Source organism: Shewanella sp., from assembly GCF_051658185.1.
Lineage (GTDB): Bacteria > Pseudomonadota > Gammaproteobacteria > Enterobacterales > Shewanellaceae > Shewanella.
In genome coordinates, this window is sequence record NZ_JBOFMC010000123.1 from 1 (window position 1) to 18835 (window position 18835).

The window sequence follows — 18835 nt, forward strand, 5'->3', positions numbered from 1 at the left end:
CCCAAGGCGATAGCCAAGCCCGATGAGCCACATGACAAACGACTCATCATCTTGCTCACGCACAGTCTTGGTCACGCACGGTCTCGACAGTCCATAAACCACCAGCGACTAAAAGGGCGAAACAATACGCCCTTAAAACGCAAAACTCCCACTGATGCGGGAGTTTTAGGTCGGCCCCGATGATGGGCCTCGGTGGGGCGGCTGGTGGCTTCCATTTGCATAGCCGTTATCGACACCACGTGTGGTAAGCGAGCCGCGCCATCGGTGTAGCTTACAGCGGTACTACCTTAGCAATGTAAGGTAAATTACGGTATTGCTCAGCATAATCAATACCATAGCCAACAATGAACTCATCGGGAATGGTAAAGCCGATAAAATCGACCTGGACGTCGACTTCGCGGCGCTCTGGCTTATCAAGCAGAGTACATAGCGCGAGGCTCTTTGGCTCACGCAGCAGTAGCATTTCACGCACTTTGCTTAAGGTATTCCCCGAATCAATGAGATCTTCCACAATCAGCACGTCGCGACCGGCGATATCCGATTGCACGTCCTTGAGGATTTTCACATCCCGTGAACTGGTCATCGCATTGCCATAGCTGGAAACCGACATAAAATCGATTTCAACATGGCCTTTAATTCGGCGACATAAATCCGCCATAAAAACCACAGAGCCTTTGAGCAGTCCCACCATCAGCAAACGTTCGCTGTTGGCATAATGGGCATTGATTAGCTCGGCCATCTGATCCAATTTTTGGCTGATCTCTTCTGCTGAGATCATCACTTCGGTGGTGTGTTTCATAGTAGTCTCAATTGTCGATGTCGTGGTCAGTTAACTTGCTGTAACCCCAGCGACTCGTTAATGCATGGTCAACGCCCAAATGATCAAGGATCCGAGCGACCATGAAGTCTACCAGATCTTCCACCGATTTGGGATTGTGATAAAAACCCGGCGCCGCGGGCATAATGGTCACGCCGAGGCGAGAAAGCGTGAGCATATGCTCTAAGTGTATGGCACTAAAAGGCGTTTCCCTCGGCACGAGGATAAGTTGGCCGCGCTCTTTAATCACCACATCGGCGGCGCGTTCAAGTAAATGATTACTCATCCCGCTCGCCACGGCCGCTAAGGTGCCGGTCGAACAAGGGCAAATCACCATTTGTTTAGGAGCCGCGCTGCCGGAGGCGGGCGGTGAAAACCATTCATCTTTCCCCAGTACCACTAGCTCACCCATGAGTGGCGTATTCGCTTGGCTAAGCAGTTCAAGCAATTGCGCTTTGGCTTTGGCGCTGTTGGCACTGAGCTGCAGACCATGCTCGGTCGCCAGCACCACCCGCGCCGCGCTAGAGATCATCAAAAACACTTGATAACCCGAGGCTAACAAACATTCAAGTAACTTCAGCCCGTAGGGCGCTCCCGAGGCGCCCGTCCAAGCAAGACTGATGGCTTTAGCAGACTTCATATAGGCCATGGGATTATGCCTGCACGACAAATTGCGGACGGTCAGCTAATGCGGCTAACAGCTTTTGATGTAAGCCACCAAACCCTCCGTTACTCATCACCACTATGGTATCGCCGGCTTTGGCGCTGGCGGCGACCTTTGCCACCACATCATCAATCTGATGTAACACCGTCACCGGGATAATCGCCGCTTCCATGGCTTCTTTGATATTCCAATCGATTGTATCGGCTTGATATAAAAAGGCTTCATCTGCCTGCATCATCGAATGAGCTAAGGTATCTTTATGGACACCGCTCTTCATGGTATTGGATCGCGGCTCTAATACTACGGTAATTTTGCTCTGGCCCACCTTAGCGCGCATGCCCTTAAGGGTGGTGGCAATCGCGGTGGGATGATGGGCAAAATCATCGTAAACGCTCACGCCATTGACTGTGCCTAACAACTCAAGGCGTCGCTTAGGTGGCACAAAACCCGTCAACGCCTCGATGGCCGCACTCGGCGCCACGCCCACATGGCGCGCCGCCGCAATCGCCATCATGGCGTTGTCGATGTTGTGCTGGCCGATTAACTCCCACTCCAGCACGCCTTGGCTCTGGCCCTCAAAAAACACCTCAAAGCGATGACAGTCATCGGTGAGGGCCTTGCCGTACCAGCCCGTTGCTGACTCTGCGCTATGGTAGGTTTCTTGCTCGCTCCAGCAGCCCATTTCGATGGATTGCTTGACCGCGTGGGCATCGGCGGGCCAAATGATTTTCCCTTGGCCGGGCACAGTGCGGATCAGGTGATTAAATTGTTTTTGAATCGCGCCAAGATCGGCAAAGATATCCGCATGATCAAACTCGAGGTTATTGATTGCCAACGTGCGTGGGTGGTAATGCACAAATTTGGAACGCTTATCAAAAAAGGCGCTGTCGTATTCGTCCGCCTCCACCACAAAAAAGTCTGATTGCCCTAACCGCGCCGACACCCCAAAGTTTTGCGGCACGCCACCAATTAAAAAGCCGGGCTCATAGCCACATGCCGCCAAAATCCACGCTAACATGCTAGAGGTAGAGGTTTTACCGTGGGTCCCCGCGACCGCTAACACCCAGCGGCCTGGTAAAATATGATCGGCCAAAAACTGCGGGCCAGAGGTATAAGGGATGCCAAGATTAAGCACGGCTTCGACACAGGGATTACCGCGACTCATGGCATTGCCAATCACCACCAGATCGGGATATTGCCCTACGGCGCCTAATTGCGCAGGATCAAAACCTTGAATAAGTTCAATCCCTTGCTCCTCAAGCTGAGTGCTCATCGGAGGATAGACGTTAGCGTCTGAGCCAGTCACTCTGTGCCCTTTTGCCCTCGCCAGTAACGCCAGTCCACCCATGAAGGTGCCACAAATCCCTAAAATATGTACGTGCATACCACTCACTCTGATGTTTTTGAATTCGGGTCTATTCTAATCCATCGCAGGACAGATTGTCAGGTAAGGGGCCGGGAAAAACGCCCCCATCACAGAAGGATTAACGTCAAACGCTGGCCGTTAACGCCCCCGTAGCAGAGGCGACGCATGTTCGCTAACAGGTCGTGGCCATATTGCTAACAGTCACAACACCTAAACTTGCCGCTTTAGCGTGGCAGCTCATCGGTGTTAACACTCGGTGCGGGCGGCGCAAACAGGATCCGCAAGCGCTGCTTGAAAGACAATCCGCGCGCGCAGGCTTCGGTCAACATGTCTTGCCATTCCCTAAACGTCACCCGCAGCGGATTAACACTGTTCACCGGCTTAGTAATGCCATACACCACCGTCTCGGTTTCTGCGGCAAAAGTGCCAAAAAGTTTGTCCCAAACGATGAAGATACCCGCATAATTTTTATCAATATACTGGGGGTTACGCCCGTGATGCACCCGGTGATGGGAGGGGGTATTCAAAAGCCACTCTAGGGGGCCGAGGGATTTAATCCATTGGGTATGCACAAAAAATTGTAGCCCAAGATTCAGTAACACCGTAAAAATCACCCATTGTGGATCAAACCCTATCAGGATTAAGGGCAACCAAAACAGCCACATGCCTGCTAGGGGATACATTAAACTCTGACGAAAGGCGGTACTAAAATTCATGTGTTCTGAGCTATGGTGGACAACATGAGCCGCCCACATCCAGCGCACCCGGTGACTGGCGCGGTGAAACCAGTAATAACAAAAATCCTGAGCCACCATCAAGGCAATAAAGCTTAAGGGTGTCAGGGTGATATCGAATAATTTCCAGCCAAAGGCCGCTAAATAGACCTTCGCCACCAGCAACCCACAGAGCAGATCTGACGCCTGATGCATGGCCGCAAGGGTAAAATTACACCACACTTCCCGCCCATGATAGCGAGCACTCAAAGGCAGCGCTTGACGCCGCGTTCCCACGTACCATTCAAGCAAAATACATAGAAAAAAGAGTGGCGCTAACACCAATAAAAGGAGCTCGGGGTGATCCATAATTGCGGCGATATTCATCAAAATGCGTCCTTGTTAGCGCTTACCAGCGCGCGTAGTGATCTTCCGTTAACCCCAGCACCTCGGTGAGCTCATAACGATGCCCGCCATTATCGATAATCGTCCCGCTGAATAAGCCGATATATTGCCGAAAATTACTTTTAAGCAGGATGAAATTGCGCTTTTCACTACGACAGCGGCGCGCGACAAACTGTAAATTGACCTGACCATTAAGGCTATAAATCCGCCAAACCTCGGCACCAGAGTCTCTGTCTGAGTCTCCAGAGCGGCGCACAAATTCAAATTGCACCGGACCAAGCAAATGCCGCTCGCCATTAATCCAGAATACATTTTCATTGGCGCCGGTTTCATTCACCCCCGCAGCCAAGTTAAGCCCCATAATGCCCTGCGCAATCTGCGCGCTAATAGAGGCCCAGCGCCAACTGGTATCGCGGCGCATGAATCCCGCAGAAAAATCATAGCCGGCTAACGCCAAATTCAATGGCTGTGGTTCATGATCAACCATGAGCCGACCTTTAACCGCCAGCCCATTATGTTTTTGGGTATAGGTCCAGCCGTTATAGCCCGTTGGCGTGCACAGCGCCATCGGCAAACTGAGGGCGGGAGGCTGCAAACTGATCTCCGCTTGAATGCGTGGCGTGTCGATAACCAGCTGCCACTCGCCCTCCACAATAGTAAACTGTAAGCGGTTGCCAGCGCGCCCTATCTGACCAAGCCCTTGATAGGGTGAGGGCGTCATGCGATACCCCAGCCTCAAGGGTCTTAGCCACTGCTGCTCGATCAAGCGCTGGTTTTGGATTTCATAGGCATAACAAAACGCACTGCCCAGATAGGCGATATCGGCCAATGCCACCCCGATAACATAACGGGGCGTTACAAGGGAAATAAACTGAAACTGCTTAAAATCAAAATGCTTAGCCCATGCCGATGCGGGCTTATCCATAGTATTGCAATAATGAAAATGGGCTAAGCCGAGGTTATGCACTATGCCATCAAAATGGCCAAACTGTGGGCTGCCACTTGGCTCAATCAACCGTTTGGGGGCTATCTGGGTATTTATCCTGAACATGACTGCGCCTTGTTAAGCTTGTTGTGGGCTTGGCAACCCTCTTATTGCACCTCGAATTTTTACTCTAACCTGTTCACCTCGCCATGAAAAGAGTCCTCAGCAAAAGGTTAACCATGGGTATCTAAGCTTGATATTCATAACGCTCCCATCAGGTAACGGCTGCGGTACTGTCTAGCCTTAACCACTTGCCACTTAACCGTCACTGAACGTCAGCATCAAGGGCATGCGCCTCAATAAGCTTCAGCATCGCGCGCCTGCACTTAATCACCATTGAGGGGCATGCCAATGCGTCCATCGCCCATGCTGGCCACGCTAATCACTGGTGACAACACTAACTAAGGCGTCGCAACACCAACTAAGGTGTAGTAACACTAACTAAGGCGTGGCTACGCCAGCGACTTGCGGCAATACCGACCTGGGCGCACCTCAGCAAGATGGCACCATCGATAAATAAAGGCAAAGACTCACTTTGCATAGACTTACACGAGGGCACCTTGCTAACAGCTTGAAAAGCGAAGCAACACGCTTAAATTACCCTTAGACTGCGGCTGTAGCATCAATAATGATTTCTGGTATGCTGTTGCGACTTTTATTGGTAAGAGAATTCCCCATGAAACGCCTATTAATGACGCTCACCTTCCCGCTGTTATTCGTCGGCTGCGCAAGCCAAAACCCACCGGACTTAGCTTTCAGCCCACAGGTGCCCCATGTCCGCCAACAAACGACGATCCCCATCCAGATCTCGCTCAATACCCTAGATAGCCGCAAATTAGACTATGTGGCACGCTTTATCGAAGAAGGCACCAAAACCCGCTTAATCGGCCCTAGCGAGCCGCCTAATCTACTGCTCGATGACGTCTTTCGCACGGGTTTTGCCCAAGCGGGCTATCAAATTGACCCTAGCGCCAGCCATTCGGTGCAAATTCAATTAGAAGAGTTGCAAATGGATGTGATCAAAAAAACCTTCGGCTATGAAGCCAAACACCAAGTCGTGATTGCCGTACAGGCACGCAATAATCAGCAAGAGTTAGTCAAACGCTATCGCGCCAAAGGCAACCTTAAAGGGCCACTGACGCCGGATTTTGCGACCCTCGAATTAGACATGAATAAACTACTGGGACAGTTAACGGGCGAGATTTTAAACGACCCCGAACTCAATCAGTTTTTACAACAATAACTGCAACCATTGACAGCATTAACGCGCTTTAGGTAACCACTCAAAGCCCTTTATTGCCAAAAGCAGCTTACGTTTACTAAGGAAATCAAAATGCTACGTTGGATATCCGCCCTTGTTATACTCTGTGCCAGCCACAGCAGCCTCGCCATCGACATTCAAAAGGATACCCTGTATCCCCAAGTCGAGTTTGACACCAGTTTAGGCAAAATCGTCGTGGAGCTCGACCGCACCCGCGCCCCCATCACCGTCGATAACTTTTTAACTTATGTGGTGAAAGGTGAATACAACAACACTATTTTTCATCGTGTGATCAGTGACTTTGTTGTACAAGGCGGGGGACTCAATCCCCAATTAGAAGAATTGCCGGAAGGCAAGCCTATCGTCAACGAATCCGGCAATGGCCTGACCAACAGCATGGGCACCATTGCTATGGCACGGGATAACGATCCCCACTCGGCAACGCGCCAGTTCTATTTTAACGTCACCGACAACACTAAACTCGACCCATCAAAACGTCGTTGGGGATACGCGGTATTTGGTGAAGTGATTGAAGGTAAACCTGTGCTCGAAGCCATGGCGGTGGTAGAAACAACCACCAATCCTAAGCTCAATTGGCCCGATGTGCCGGTGACGCCGATTATCCTCAAAACTGCCAAATTATTACCGAAAAAATAATCTCACAAGGATCAGCCAAAACCCAACGGGACTTTCTATACTCTGATGCAGCCCCCGCTACGCTCTCGATAACCTCGGGAGCGTTAGAACGGCGAGGCAAAGCACGACGATAATAACCGAGTTATAAATCGAGTGGGATACAGCGCGGGAATAACCGCCCAATAGCAATAGCGGCGAGACTGCAGTGACAGTCAGGCAAAGGAGGCACAGGGTGACCACAGCGGAATTTATTGACAATAAGGCACCGCAACTGGCGATATATGGCAAAGCCTTTTTAAGCAACACGCTCGATTTTAAAGAGGTCCAGCTTTACCTATGGGATACCTTGGAAGAATGGCAACAACTCGCGCCAAGCGATGAAGCACTGAGCGAAACCGAAAAGGTATTTTGGCATTTGCTCCACAGCTTTAATCAATGGCCAGACTGGATGATCCGTGGCAATCAATATTTACGTCAACAACTCGATGATTGCTGCAATTTTCTCAGTATGGGTGGCAAAGTGCCGAGCGGCTGCATTGGGCTAAGACCACAATCACCGCCGTAAATGGCGTTAACGCTGATGGTTTAGCGGACAAACGGTTAACGACTCCCCAAATAGGCTCACTGAGCCTATTTTGATCCCCGCGCCAGAGCCATCGGCTAAAAAGCGGCAAGCCCCCCCGCAAAGCTGTCGTCAACGTAACAGATATGCCCGCCGATTGGCATTAATCCTTGAACCTAGCTACCCCTTGCCCGTAAGCTAAGCCAATTAAACTCCTTGGCGTTTGTTTATGTTTGCATCCGGTTTTATCCAGCGCACCCTTGATGCGCTCAGCGTTTACTACCATAGGCGGGTACTCATCCTGCTGCTCCTTGGCTTCTCCGCAGGACTGCCATTAATGCTGGTCTTTTCCACCTTATCCTTTTGGCTGAGAGAAGCCGGCGTCGATCGCACCGCGATTGGCTATTTCAGCTGGATTGCCCTCGCTTACGCCTTTAAATGGGCTTGGTCGCCCTTAGTCGACCGCCTCTCCCTGCCCTTCTTAACGCGCGTATTGGGACGGCGGCGCAGCTGGATGTTGTTTGCCCAGTTATTACTGGTTGCGGCTATTCTTGGTATGTCCTTTAGCGATCCTGTTAAGGATCTTGAACGCTTAGCCATTTGCGCCTTGATGGTCGCATTTGCCTCGGCCACCCAAGATATCGTTATCGATGCCTTTCGCATTGAATCGGCACCGGAAAAAATGCAAGCCGCCCTAGCTGCCGCCTACCAAGTGGGTTATCGCAGCGCCATGATTGTCGCGACCGCAGGCGCACTCACCATCGCCGCGTGGGTCGAACCTAGCCACAATGAATACCACCTAATCGCATGGCAAACCTCCTATTTAGTGATGGCAGGCTTGATGGCGATTGGCATTTTAACCACCCTATTTAGCCGTGAGCCTAAGGTCGATACCCGCGCCGCCGATGCCACGGAACTCGCCTTAAAACTCCGCTTAGCACAGCGTTACCCTAGGGCGATAGCTGCCAGCCTGTCATGGATTTATACCGCGAGCATCCTGCCTTTTATCGACTTTTTTAAACGCTATGGCCGCAGTGCGATGCTGATCCTTTTGCTCATATCTTGCTATCGGATCTCCGATATTGTGATGGGTATTATGGCGAATGTCTTCTATGTTGACATGGGGTTTACGAAGGAGGAAATCGCTTATTTAAGTAAGATCTATGGCCTTATCATGACCTTAGTTGGCGCCGCGTTTGGGGGAGTCCTGTTAGCGCGCTTTGGCACGATGAAAATCCTCTTCCTTGGGGCACTGCTGGTTGCGGTGACGAATCTGCTGTTTGCTTGGCAAGCGCTGCTGGGTTATAACGTGGCGTTTTTAACCTTTGCCATTTCGGTGGATAACTTTAGTGCGGGGATTGCAACGGCGGCCTTTATTGCCTATTTGTCCAGCCTGACGAGCCAAGGGTACAGTGCGACCCAATATGCGCTGCTGTCGTCGATCATGCTGTTATTCCCTAAATTTATTGCTGGTTTTTCGGGTGCCTATGTAGACGCCTTTGGCTATGTTCAGTTTTTTATCGCCGCCAGTATTATCGGTTTTCCGGTGTTGTTGTTGATTGCCTTAGTCAATAAATATGCGCCGCATCCCAGCACCTCCCTACGGGATCCATCGTCGCCAGATCGCGCCGAAAAAACCGAGTAATCCACGCATTCTGCAAGAATATGCACGCAAAAAGCCCGCAAATCGCGATCTGCGGGCTTAGCGCGGTCAACTGACAAAGGGGGCAAACCTATGGCAAGCGCAATGCTTAATGGCGAGCAACCCATCACCGGCCTATCATGGGCTTATCATCGGCCTGTCATCGGCTCGGCCTATCATTGAATCAGCCTGTCAGGCCACAGGCATTAACACCATGATTCATCGCACAACCATTCACCGCATAACAAATCATCGCACAACCATTGTTGACACAACAATTCACCGCGGACGATTAATCTTTGAAGTTATCAAACTGAAAAGGCTGACCTAATTCAGACTCACGCGCCAACGCCATGACGGCTTGTAAATCATCACGTTTTTTGCCTGTGACTCGCACTTTCTCGCCTTGAATGGCCGCTTGCACCTTAAGTTTGCTGTCTTTAATCAGCTTTACTAACTTTTTGGCGACTAAGGTGTCAATTCCTTCCTTAAACTTCACTTTTAAGGAAAAGGTTTTACCGCTATGGATCGCTTTTTCATCGACTTCCATCGACGACGGATCAACATTACGTTTACTCAGTTGCATCCGTAAAATGTCCACCAATTGTTTGCATTGGAAGTCATCTTCGGCAGTTAAGGTCACCACATGGTCTTTATATTCCACGCTGGCTTCTTTGCCGCGAAAATCAAACCGCGTCGCCAGCTCACGCTTGGTATTGTCGACGGCGTTACGCAATTCAACTTCGTTCACTTCTGACACAATATCCATCGAAGGCATAATATCTATGTCCCATATTAAATTAACATAGTGCTAGTTTACCCACACACAGGCCGAAGTTGAAGGTAAAGCCTAGAATAAAGCGCGATCATGGGTGACTTTAGCGGCACATTTTCCTATTATTGGCCCACGCCAAAATAATCAAACGAAATTGTGACAACTAAAAATACCTTATTTAAACTGGCATTAGCCGTAGCCGTTGTGGTGATAAGTTATCTGGTGTTTTCCAGACCCACCTATACACAAAGCATTCCCCATCTCGATAAAATTGGCCACCTCGGCAGTTTTTTTTGCTTAGCTTACCTGACCTATTTGGCATTTCGGCCACGCTGGTATTTACTCTCTAGCGCCTTAGCGGTCTATGCGGTGATCATTGAGCTAGTCCAAGCACGCTTACCCTATCGCAGCGCCTCGATAGCCGATCTGCTGGCGGATTTTGGCGGGATTGCCCTGTTTTATTTTTGCCTTTGGGCCTATGGCAAGTATTTCCGTGCCGCCCAATTGATTGACTGAATTGGCTTAAAATCGACTCATTAACACCACGACGGATTCATCACGCCGCCAACATGGATCACCCCATTGCCTAGGCAAATGTCGCAGCCTTGCTGGCCTTACTGTAAATGCGGTGAGTGATGTGAGTACTGTGAGTACTGTGAGTACTGTGAGTACTGTGAGTGCAGTGAGTGCTGTCAATACCGTGAATACTGTAAATGCGCTAAGGTAAACTCCATGACATTACCCAAACCAACTATCGCTATCCTTGGCGCCGGCGCCGTAGGCCAATTAATTGCCTATCAATTGCACGTGGCGGGGAATGAAGTAGGCTTTATCGCAAAAACATTGGCACCATCAAGGCAACAGGCGCTAAGCGTAATACCACTGCCCCCCGCCGCTGCCGCACGCATAAACGCGACGCCGTCAGTCGCAACGGAAGTCATCCCCCCCGCGATGCAGCATTACAGTGCCCCTATCATTGAGGCCAAGGCGGATGCGCTCAAGGCGGTTAAACTGGTCATTGTCTGCGTTAAAGCCTATCAGGTATTGGAAGCTCTCGAGCCATTACTCGCTCAACTCCCCACAGATTGCCATATTATGCTGCTGCATAACGGCATGGGGCCACATTTGGCCGTTGCGCCACTCCTTGGCGGACGAGGTCTCAGTTTAGGTACCACCTCCCAAGGTGTGCTGCGCCTAGGCCCTTGGCAGATAAAGCAAACCGGACAAGGGCTCACGCAATTAGGCCATTACCAAGGACCGGCGTTAACTCAGGAGCTGCGCCACCGCCTGCTGACGGCCATCCCTCACTGCGAGTGGGCTGCCGATATTATTCCCTGCCTATGGCAAAAGCTTGCTGTGAACGCGGTTATCAATCCTCTCACGGCGATTTATCAATGCCCAAATGGCACGTTAGCACAGCCCAAATTCAGTGAGCAGATTGATCATATTTTGGATGAGTTAATCGCCGTTGGCGCCCATGATGGCATCCACCTTGATAAAGCCTTGTTACAGGAAAGGGTCTATCGGGTGATTGAGCTGACCTCGAGCAATTACTCTTCCATGCATCAGGATCTGGCCCACGGCCGACGCAGCGAGATTGCCCAGATTAATGGCTACATCTGCGAGCGGGCCAACGCCCATGGGCTGTGCGCACCGACCCATGCCGCCCTGTGCGAGCGCGTGATTCAACTTAGTCATTCAACTTAGTCATTCAACTTGGCCGTTCAACTTAACCAGTCACTTAGCACTTTTCCATCAAGAACAGCCAAATTCACTTACGCCATAAAGGCATGGGGCTATTTGCTCGGATAAATGCGCATCTAAGCCCCTAGCTCCACATCACGAGGATTGCCGCTAGGGCTATCAATATTAAGCCCAGGTATTCTTGCTTGTTGACGTCATCCTTAAGCCAATATGTGGCGATGAGCATCATAAAAAACACCTCAACCTGCCCTAAGGTTTTAACATAAGGCACTGCCTGAATTGACATTGCGCTAAACCAGCCAATCGAGCCAAGGCAACTGGCAACGCTGATCAGCAGCGTGAGCCTCGGCCGCGCCAACAACGCGGTTAGTGTCCCGCGATCGTTAAGAAGCAAATATCCAAGCAGCACTGCGGTCTGCAGCACAATCACCCACAGTAACACCCAAGCGGCACTGTAGGGGAAGCCCACATTTAAACAAAGGCTGGCCTCGCGAACCCACAGGGATGTTAAGGCAAATGCCGTGCCGCAGGCGAGCCCCATCAATACCGTGGGCCAGGATAAACTGCGCAGACCGTGTTTGGCGCTCATTAAAAAGACCGCAAAGCCACCTAACAGCACCCCCGCCCAACCGAGCAAGGACAATTGGGTTCCAAAAAATAAGGTTCCCAAAACCGCCGCCACCACAGCCTCGCTCTTTGCCAAGCCGGCACCCACGGCAAAGTTTTGCAACTTAAACAGTTGCACCATTAACCCGGTTGCCAAAATTTGCATGGCCGAGGCCCCTACAATCAACCCAACAAACCGCCCGCTAAAATCAGGCAATCCCACATCTTGCCATAGATATAAGCTCGCAAGGTAGGCAGCGGCAATGGGCCCCGCCCATATAAAACGGGCTAATGTCACCCCAGCCACTTTTACTTCACGGCTCAGTTCACTTTGAAATGCGTTGCGCCAAGCCTGCATAAACGCGGCAAATAAGGTCAACAACATCCACATTTTAACTATTCCAACAAAAGGGGCGCGAAAATGTATCATAAAGCATCAAGCGCTAACCTTGCTACGGCATTGATGTCATTCTAAAAGCAAAAAGCCCCGAATTTCTCAGGGCTTTATCTGCGTAACAGGCAATATCACTATTTGCTGGTATCGATAGGGTCAAAAGATTTGACCAAATCGTCAATCGCTTTCATCTGGGTGAGGTAATTTTCTAACTGATGCAGCGGCAGCGCACAGGGGCCGTCACACTTAGCATTATCGGGATCCGGGTGAGCCTCAATAAACAGCCCCGCTAAACCTAAGGCCATGCCACTGCGAGCCAATTCGGTCGCTTGTGCACGGCGACCACCAGCAGAGTCGGCGCGTCCACCCGGACGCTGCAGCGCGTGGGTCGCATCGAAAATCACCGGGTAACCCGTTTGCTTCATTTCATCCATGCCGAGCATGTCCACCACCAGGTTGTTGTAACCAAAGCACGAGCCACGCTCGCAGAGGATAATTTCGTCGTTACCCGCTTCATTAAATTTGGTGATGATATGGCGCATCTCGTGGGGCGCTAAAAACTGTGGTTTTTTCACATTGATGATGGCGCCGGTTTTTGCCATGGCCACCACCAGATCCGTTTGCCGAGCAAGAAAGGCTGGGAGTTGAATAATATCCACAACTTCAGCAACGGGCGCACACTGGTGCACCTCATGCACGTCGGTGATCAGCGGCAGGTTAAAGGTGTTTTTGATCTCCTCAAAAATCCTTAAGCCCGCTTCCATCCCAGGTCCACGGTAGGAATTGATTGAAGAGCGATTAGCCTTATCAAAGGACGCCTTAAACACATAGGGGATCCCTAATTTTTGGGTCACTTGCGCATAGGTTTCAGCAATCGACATCGCCAGATCGCGCGACTCCAACACATTCATGCCACCAAACAACACAAAAGGTTTATCGTTGGCGATCTCGATTTTACCTAACTTAATGATTTTATTGCTCATCGCAACTTCTCTCTTAAAGGCTGGACGCAGTCCAGCGGTGAATAGGAGCTAAGGCGGTTATACCGCAACTAACTGTAAAATTTGACCACAAATCCACGCCATATAGGTACCTAACACATACCCAAATACGGCTAATAATACCCCCACCGGGGCAAGAGCGGGGTGAAACGCGGCGGCGACCACGGGCGCCGATGCAGCACCGCCAATATTGGCCTGGCTACCCACCGCCATGTAAAACAGCGGCGCCTTAATCAGTTTAGCCACCAATAACATTAAGGTGGCATGCACGAGCATCCACACTATGCCAATTAAAAAATACAGTGGCGTATCCAGCACTTTGCTCACGTCCATCTGCAACCCAATGGTGGCCACTAAAATATACAAAAATGCCGAGGCCAGCTTTGATGCCCCCGCAGCTTCTAAATGACGCGCCGGGCTGAAGGATATGGCCAAACCGATGGTCGTGACGATCACCACCAACCAAAAGAATTTAGAAGTAAAACTGTAATCCACCGTCCAAGGGTAATTGGCCTCGAAAAACGGCCCCAGAAAATCCGCCGCAATATGGGCGATACCCGTGATCCCAAAGCCGACAGCCACGATCAACATCAGATCTCGTAGGTTAGGAATACGTGCATTATCAGCTTGATATTGCTCAACTTTGGCTTTTAAGGTTTCAATTGCCGCGGTATCTGCACCCGTTTTGGCATCAATCTGTTTGGCTTTGGAGGCTAAAAACAGCAACACCGCCATCCAAATATTGGCAACGATCACATCGACCGTCACCATCATTGAAAAAATATTGCCCCCGACAGCGTACACCTCTTTCATTGCCGCTTGGTTGGCACTGCCGCCAATCCAACTGCCTGCTAGGGTTGTCATCCCACGCCATACCGCGTCGGGCCCATCCACGCCAATGAGGCCTGGTTCAATGAACGATACCAGCAGCAGCGCAACCGGCCCGCCCAGCACCACCCCCAGCGTCCCGGTTAAAAAGAGGATCAGCGCCTTCGGCCCAAGGCCTAAAATAGCTTTTAAATCAACACTTAAAATCAATAAGACTAAACATGCGGGGAGCAAATAACGGGAGGCGACAAAATACAATTGTGAGGCATGGCCATCGACCACCCCAAAGGTATTAAGTAATGATGGCAAAAAGTAACACAATAATAATGCAGGAATAAAACGGTAAAACTTTTGCCAAAACGGATGACGACTACTGCTGGTATAAAACACCAAACCTAAAATAGTCGCGAGGATCCCAAGCGCCACCGCGTCATTGGTGACTAATGCCGTGCCTGTCATGCTAATGCTCTCCCTGTTGGATACAGTGTATTTATGATTATTGTATTTATGCTGTTTATCGTTAATCACTGCCTGCTGCAGCGCTGAGCCGATGTCCGCTCGACTCAGAAAGGGGTAAAACTTCCTAATATTTTGAATTATATAATAAATACTAAGAGCCCCGCGGGGCTCTTGTTAATGGTAAATTTCAGCGTGCTCGGTTAACTCTTTAAGCTGCATCTTAACCAATTCGATCACCGGATCGTGCGGACTGTGATCGATAAAATGCTGTAAATCAGCCGCCGCCACCTTAATGCAACCCAGTTGCTCGGCAATAAAGGCGCGCTCACGATTAAGATGCACATCATCGCTATGCCATTGCAGCAGTAAATTACAGCACTCCATCGCCGCCTCAAATTGGTGGGAGACAATGCAGCCCGCTTTGAGCTCATGCAACATCCGCGTGACCAATTTTTGTACCGAGACTTTCTTCAAATAACTCGATTTAAATTGCGCTGCATTACCCAGTTCACCGCGCACCAACACATGTAACTGATGGCGCGAAAGCTCATGTCCCGTGAGCGGGTCAAGATACCGCACCGTACCACCGAGGTTGCTGCGAAGCACGGTGTAACCTGGCAAAAGCACGGGTTCAAGGGTTAGATCAAGCTGCTTTGCCAATAACATCAACACGGTCGCAAGCGTCGTGCTATTCCCCTGCTTACTGATAAGACAGGTTCCTAAATCCGCCGCTTCAACACTGAAGTAGTTTTCACGGGCACAAAAACCCAGATCTTGATAAAACCAGTTGAGTAACGCGGTTAAGCGCTGCTGTTGATCCACCAAATAATGACTTAACACCGCCCCAGCCAATTCCAACCACGCCCAGTTAGCCGCGTTAAGGTTGCAAAATCCAAGGTGAGCACCGACATCCAAAGCCAACTCTGGCAATGCAATGTTATCTTGAAGTGTATATTTACCCATTAACCCAATAATACCGCTTGTTTAAAATGCGCCAATTTGGCGGCATACACTAACCAACCTAATGCACCTAGGAAGGCAAAGACTTTGAATAATTTGTTTCGATTTGCTTTTAACGCCATCACCCCTAGGACGATATAGGCCACTACCGCACCGATTTTTTCAGTCATCCAGGGATCCACAAAGGGATATTGTTTGATCATCACGCACAGAATTAAGCCCGAAAGCAGCAAAAAAGTGTCAATCACATGGGGAGCAATTTTGAGCCATTTTTTATCCATCAGTGCAGACTGACGTAAATGCAGCGCAAAACGCACCATAAAAAACAGCACACTCAAAGCAATTAACGTTAAATGCAGATGCTTAACCGCGGGATATAGACTGTAAAAAGTTTCCATAGGGGTACTTATGGCCAGTGACAAAGGCGCTAGTTTACCCTAATCCCTACGCCATACCAATGCCTAAGGCGCGAGATTAACCGCAGGATTGGTCGAAGAAATTCGGCAAACGATACTGCCATATTGGTGTCTGGCGGCAGCCAAAAGAGGGTTGATAGCGCCTTTATTGGCTCACCCTCTTCGTTCATTCAGAGGTGCGTTTAACAGACTCATTCAAAGGCTCATTCAAAGAGCATGCTTAACCAGTCGGTCGTTCATCACCACACCTGAGTCACAGGCAGTCAGGGGCACATGACTACTCAGGGTCGTACTTTTTTTTGCTCTCTAGCAGCGCTTGGCGCTGGGCTAACGGACTCTGATCGGCAAGCTTCAACACCGCTTTTTGCAGCATCAAATTATTGGGATAGGTAATAGTATCGCCATTATCACGATGAATAAGCACATGAAATAACGCAATTTCAATAATCACCCCGCTGATATCTTCATCCTTATCCACCACCCGAATCCGCTCACCAATCCGATAGGGGAACACAAAAAAAATCAGCACCCCAGCGGTAAGATTGCTCAAAATGGACCACTGGGCCACTAAGGCCACTCCCATTACCGCAAAGGCAGAAGAGACAAATAGCGACACATCTTGGTAACCAAATCCGAGGGATACCGCCATTAACGAGAGGGTCGTAAAAAACATGACATAGGAGATAAACCGGGTCACTAAACTGGTACGCGCGGCACTCACCTGCTTCATCAATGAGAGTTTTTTAACCCATTGGGTTAATGCACGTTGTAAAAAGATAAACACCGCAAGATAAATGCAGGCAAGCAGGATTTGATTTGTCATAATAGCCACTCATTTGATAACACCGCCGGATTCTAACTTTTTTGCACGAGCAGTTATAGCCTTCGCCAAGTCGTTATCGCCTGCGTAACTAACCCCAACAGCAACACTGAGTAACCTTAACGATGGCCGATGCAATTTTACTCCACGAAACCCAAGACGCGCTTGGCCCCATTCGCGTACTCGACTACGACGACGCGCGGATCCTCTCCTTTGGTGACAATGACGAGCAAAGTAAGATCCTAAAAGCCGCGCCCCACATTCCCCAGCACACCTATGTGCAGGCAATGTTGTTAGTCCTATTATTTTGCCAACCCCGCAGCGCCATGGTGCTCGGCTTAGGCGGCGGCGCCCTTATTCATGCCCTGCGCCATTTTGACGCCGCGATTAAACTCACCGCCGTCGAACTGCGCCCCGCCGTTATCGAATTAGCCAAACGTTATTTTCAACTACCGATAGGTAAAAAACTCAATCTTATTCAGGATGATGCCATTGAGTTTCTCGCACGGGGCGAGCATAAAAGGGTGGATGTGATTTTTGCCGACATTTACAGCGCTAAAGGCGTCGATAGCGGGCAGCTCGCACCCGTATTTTTAGCCAAGTGTACGCAACTGATTAAACCTAATGGTTATCTCGTGCTTAACTGCTGGAAAGAACACAGCCAAAACCGCCAATTACTCGCCGATGTATCCGAACACTTTGCCCATGTGCACGCCTGCCTGACTGGCGGAGGGAATTGGGTGATTTTTGCCAGTCAGGCCCCCCTGCTACTCGGCGCGTCGGCGCTCAAACATCAGGCGCAATCTCTCTCGCCAAAGCTTAATTTTGCCCTAGAAAGATCCCTGACGCGCTTTGGACCGTGGACGTAAGATTAATAGTCAATAAATGGATTAAATTAGTTAACCCTAAGTCAGAGCTTTGTTATGCTGCGCACTGGCGTCAATATCAGCTGTCACCTCTAACAATATGACCCATTACTCTAAAAAGATATGAGCTGTCACAATGAAAAATAATTCTCCATTTATGTTAAGCGTTATGGCGCTGGCGTGCCTTAACCCTCTCAATGCTAACGCCGAAACCTTTAGTTTTGATGCGCGTCAGTCGCTCAATGCCGATACCTTAGTGCTGTTTCACAGCGCCGATTCGACCACCTATGGTATCGAAATGTTGCCGCAGTCAACTCAAGATCAGCTCAACCTCGCGACGGCAGATAATATTTTTTCAGGCAAACGCGGAGAAATCTTAGAGCTTCTCGTTCCCAGTGAAATTGATGCTAAACGGGTGCTGCTCGTTGGCGTGGGCGATCCAACGAGCCTCACACCGGGCGATATCAATCACCTTGGTGGGCAGCTATCAGCCAAACTCGAAAGCGTGCAACAGCCTAGCGTGCGCGTCCTCACCCAAGGGCTCAATGCCACGGGGCAATTTGCCGCCGAGCTGGCCCACGGTATTGAACTGCGCAGCTACCGTTACACCCAATTTAAAGCCAGCCAGCGCATCAAAAAAAATTATCAAATAGGTGTTGATGACGTCAATGCCACTCAAAAACACCATAAAAACCTACAAGCTGTTGAAGCTGGAGTGTTTTTAGCGCGCGACCTCACCAATGCGCCTGCGGCTAACATGTACCCTGAAACCTTTGCCAACGAGGCTCGAAAACTCAAATCCCTCGGGGTAAAAGTGACCGTGTTAGAAGCCAAAGATATCGAGCGTTTAAACCTAGGCGCCTTAGCTGCGGTGGGCAAAGGCAGTGCCCGTCCCCCGAAATTGGTGGTAGCCCACTGGCCTGGCAGTCAAGCTTCGCCCATCGCATTCGTGGGC

The 18835-nt window shown here is 50.1% G+C and carries 20 protein-coding genes; 8 read left to right on the forward strand and 12 right to left on the reverse strand.

Features of this window, described 5'->3' with window-relative positions:
* Nucleotides 1–271: 271 nt before the first annotated feature.
* The 5 genes from hpt to ACRCZA_RS05175 form a co-directional block, all read right to left on the reverse strand.
* On the reverse strand, nucleotides 272–799 hold the full coding sequence (hpt, locus tag ACRCZA_RS05155) for a hypoxanthine phosphoribosyltransferase (protein ID WP_438673396.1): 528 nt from the start codon (nucleotides 797–799) through the stop codon (nucleotides 272–274).
* 7 nt (nucleotides 800–806) lie between these two features.
* Nucleotides 807–1466, reverse strand: a complete 660-nt coding sequence (locus ACRCZA_RS05160) for a flavin prenyltransferase UbiX (RefSeq protein WP_438673397.1) — start codon at nucleotides 1464–1466, stop codon at nucleotides 807–809.
* Between the two features lie 4 nt (nucleotides 1467–1470).
* Nucleotides 1471–2865 carry a UDP-N-acetylmuramate:L-alanyl-gamma-D-glutamyl-meso-diaminopimelate ligase gene (mpl, locus tag ACRCZA_RS05165; RefSeq protein ID WP_438673398.1) on the reverse strand — a complete coding sequence of 465 codons (1395 nt, stop codon included), beginning with the start codon at nucleotides 2863–2865 and terminating at the stop codon, nucleotides 1471–1473.
* A 206-nt stretch (nucleotides 2866–3071) separates the two neighbouring features.
* Complete coding sequence (locus ACRCZA_RS05170) at nucleotides 3072–3947, reverse strand: sterol desaturase family protein (protein WP_438673399.1); 876 nt, start codon at nucleotides 3945–3947, stop codon at nucleotides 3072–3074.
* 22 nt (nucleotides 3948–3969) lie between these two features.
* The gene (locus ACRCZA_RS05175) at nucleotides 3970–5016 is read right to left on the reverse strand and encodes a DUF2804 domain-containing protein (protein ID WP_438673400.1); all 1047 of its coding nucleotides are present in this window, start codon (nucleotides 5014–5016) and stop codon (nucleotides 3970–3972) included.
* Between the two features lie 610 nt (nucleotides 5017–5626).
* On the opposite strand from ACRCZA_RS05175, the gene ACRCZA_RS05180 reads away from it, so the two are divergent.
* The 4 genes from ACRCZA_RS05180 (at nucleotide 5627) to ACRCZA_RS05195 (ending at nucleotide 9054) form a co-directional block, all read left to right on the forward strand.
* Entirely contained in the window at nucleotides 5627–6193 is a 567-nt protein-coding gene (locus ACRCZA_RS05180) for a YajG family lipoprotein (RefSeq protein WP_438673401.1), read from the forward strand.
* A 90-nt stretch (nucleotides 6194–6283) separates the two neighbouring features.
* The gene (locus ACRCZA_RS05185; RefSeq protein ID WP_438673402.1) at nucleotides 6284–6868 is read left to right on the forward strand and encodes a peptidylprolyl isomerase; all 585 of its coding nucleotides are present in this window, start codon (nucleotides 6284–6286) and stop codon (nucleotides 6866–6868) included.
* 211 nt (nucleotides 6869–7079) lie between these two features.
* Nucleotides 7080–7412, forward strand: a complete 333-nt coding sequence (locus tag ACRCZA_RS05190; protein WP_438673403.1) for a hypothetical protein — start codon at nucleotides 7080–7082, stop codon at nucleotides 7410–7412.
* 226 nt (nucleotides 7413–7638) lie between these two features.
* Nucleotides 7639–9054 (forward strand): AmpG family muropeptide MFS transporter, encoded by a 1416-nt coding sequence (locus tag ACRCZA_RS05195; protein ID WP_438673404.1) that lies wholly within the window; start codon nucleotides 7639–7641, stop codon nucleotides 9052–9054.
* Nucleotides 9055–9343: 289 nt separating this feature from the next.
* Here ACRCZA_RS05195 and ACRCZA_RS05200 read toward each other — a convergent pair whose 3' ends face one another.
* The gene (locus tag ACRCZA_RS05200; protein ID WP_438673405.1) at nucleotides 9344–9829 is read right to left on the reverse strand and encodes a YajQ family cyclic di-GMP-binding protein; all 486 of its coding nucleotides are present in this window, start codon (nucleotides 9827–9829) and stop codon (nucleotides 9344–9346) included.
* A gap of 153 nt (nucleotides 9830–9982) precedes the next feature.
* On the opposite strand from ACRCZA_RS05200, the gene ACRCZA_RS05205 reads away from it, so the two are divergent.
* Both ACRCZA_RS05205 and ACRCZA_RS05210 read left to right on the forward strand, forming a co-directional pair.
* Nucleotides 9983–10342 (forward strand): VanZ family protein, encoded by a 360-nt coding sequence (locus ACRCZA_RS05205; protein WP_438673406.1) that lies wholly within the window; start codon nucleotides 9983–9985, stop codon nucleotides 10340–10342.
* A gap of 216 nt (nucleotides 10343–10558) precedes the next feature.
* Nucleotides 10559–11533, forward strand: a complete 975-nt coding sequence (locus tag ACRCZA_RS05210; RefSeq protein ID WP_438673407.1) for a ketopantoate reductase family protein — start codon at nucleotides 10559–10561, stop codon at nucleotides 11531–11533.
* A gap of 121 nt (nucleotides 11534–11654) precedes the next feature.
* On the opposite strand, the gene ACRCZA_RS05215 is transcribed toward ACRCZA_RS05210, so the two are convergent.
* From ACRCZA_RS05215 to ACRCZA_RS05240, 6 genes are all read right to left on the reverse strand, one after another.
* Nucleotides 11655–12527: a multidrug transporter gene (locus ACRCZA_RS05215; RefSeq protein WP_438673408.1), complete on the reverse strand. Its 873-nt coding sequence runs from the start codon at nucleotides 12525–12527 to the stop codon at nucleotides 11655–11657.
* 137 nt (nucleotides 12528–12664) lie between these two features.
* Nucleotides 12665–13513, reverse strand: coding sequence for a 3-deoxy-8-phosphooctulonate synthase (gene kdsA / locus ACRCZA_RS05220; protein ID WP_438673409.1), 849 nt, complete (start codon nucleotides 13511–13513; stop codon nucleotides 12665–12667).
* Between the two features lie 57 nt (nucleotides 13514–13570).
* Nucleotides 13571–14818, reverse strand: a complete 1248-nt coding sequence (locus ACRCZA_RS05225; RefSeq protein WP_438673410.1) for a DUF819 family protein — start codon at nucleotides 14816–14818, stop codon at nucleotides 13571–13573.
* Between the two features lie 174 nt (nucleotides 14819–14992).
* Nucleotides 14993–15781, reverse strand: a complete 789-nt coding sequence (locus tag ACRCZA_RS05230; RefSeq protein WP_438673411.1) for a SirB1 family protein — start codon at nucleotides 15779–15781, stop codon at nucleotides 14993–14995.
* Nucleotides 15781–16176: a SirB2 family protein gene (locus tag ACRCZA_RS05235; protein WP_438673412.1), complete on the reverse strand. Its 396-nt coding sequence runs from the start codon at nucleotides 16174–16176 to the stop codon at nucleotides 15781–15783. The genes ACRCZA_RS05230 and ACRCZA_RS05235 overlap by 1 nt, the downstream gene beginning before the upstream one ends.
* Nucleotides 16177–16471: 295 nt before the next feature.
* On the reverse strand, nucleotides 16472–17017 hold the full coding sequence (locus ACRCZA_RS05240) for a mechanosensitive ion channel domain-containing protein (RefSeq protein WP_438673413.1): 546 nt from the start codon (nucleotides 17015–17017) through the stop codon (nucleotides 16472–16474).
* 122 nt (nucleotides 17018–17139) lie between these two features.
* On the opposite strand from ACRCZA_RS05240, the gene ACRCZA_RS05245 reads away from it, so the two are divergent.
* On the forward strand, nucleotides 17140–17883 hold the full coding sequence (locus ACRCZA_RS05245) for a spermidine synthase (protein ID WP_438673414.1): 744 nt from the start codon (nucleotides 17140–17142) through the stop codon (nucleotides 17881–17883).
* A gap of 133 nt (nucleotides 17884–18016) precedes the next feature.
* Nucleotides 18017–18835, forward strand: an 819-nt coding sequence (locus tag ACRCZA_RS05250) for a M17 family peptidase N-terminal domain-containing protein (RefSeq protein ID WP_438673415.1), incomplete at its 3' end; no start/stop codon positions are given.

What these genes read in the sequence shown, in the direction of transcription:
- ACRCZA_RS05230 (WP_438673411.1), bottom strand. Translation starts at nt 15,781, where the DNA reads ATGGGTAAATATACACTTCAAGATAACATTGCATTGCCAGAGTTGGCT.
- ACRCZA_RS05185 (WP_438673402.1), top strand. Translation starts at nt 6,284, where the DNA reads ATGCTACGTTGGATATCCGCCCTTGTTATACTCTGTGCCAGCCACAGC.
- ACRCZA_RS05225 (WP_438673410.1), bottom strand. Translation starts at nt 14,818, where the DNA reads ATGACAGGCACGGCATTAGTCACCAATGACGCGGTGGCGCTTGGGATC.
- ACRCZA_RS05180 (WP_438673401.1), top strand. Translation starts at nt 5,627, where the DNA reads ATGAAACGCCTATTAATGACGCTCACCTTCCCGCTGTTATTCGTCGGC.
- ACRCZA_RS05210 (WP_438673407.1), top strand. Translation starts at nt 10,559, where the DNA reads ATGACATTACCCAAACCAACTATCGCTATCCTTGGCGCCGGCGCCGTA.
- ACRCZA_RS05160 (WP_438673397.1), bottom strand. Translation starts at nt 1,466, where the DNA reads ATGGCCTATATGAAGTCTGCTAAAGCCATCAGTCTTGCTTGGACGGGC.
- mpl (WP_438673398.1), bottom strand. Translation starts at nt 2,865, where the DNA reads ATGCACGTACATATTTTAGGGATTTGTGGCACCTTCATGGGTGGACTG.
- hpt (WP_438673396.1), bottom strand. Translation starts at nt 799, where the DNA reads ATGAAACACACCACCGAAGTGATGATCTCAGCAGAAGAGATCAGCCAA.
- ACRCZA_RS05240 (WP_438673413.1), bottom strand. Translation starts at nt 17,017, where the DNA reads ATGACAAATCAAATCCTGCTTGCCTGCATTTATCTTGCGGTGTTTATC.
- ACRCZA_RS05245 (WP_438673414.1), top strand. Translation starts at nt 17,140, where the DNA reads ATGGCCGATGCAATTTTACTCCACGAAACCCAAGACGCGCTTGGCCCC.
- kdsA (WP_438673409.1), bottom strand. Translation starts at nt 13,513, where the DNA reads ATGAGCAATAAAATCATTAAGTTAGGTAAAATCGAGATCGCCAACGAT.
- ACRCZA_RS05215 (WP_438673408.1), bottom strand. Translation starts at nt 12,527, where the DNA reads ATGTGGATGTTGTTGACCTTATTTGCCGCGTTTATGCAGGCTTGGCGC.
- ACRCZA_RS05175 (WP_438673400.1), bottom strand. Translation starts at nt 5,016, where the DNA reads ATGTTCAGGATAAATACCCAGATAGCCCCCAAACGGTTGATTGAGCCA.
- ACRCZA_RS05170 (WP_438673399.1), bottom strand. Translation starts at nt 3,947, where the DNA reads ATGAATATCGCCGCAATTATGGATCACCCCGAGCTCCTTTTATTGGTG.
- ACRCZA_RS05195 (WP_438673404.1), top strand. Translation starts at nt 7,639, where the DNA reads ATGTTTGCATCCGGTTTTATCCAGCGCACCCTTGATGCGCTCAGCGTT.
- ACRCZA_RS05200 (WP_438673405.1), bottom strand. Translation starts at nt 9,829, where the DNA reads ATGCCTTCGATGGATATTGTGTCAGAAGTGAACGAAGTTGAATTGCGT.
- ACRCZA_RS05235 (WP_438673412.1), bottom strand. Translation starts at nt 16,176, where the DNA reads ATGGAAACTTTTTACAGTCTATATCCCGCGGTTAAGCATCTGCATTTA.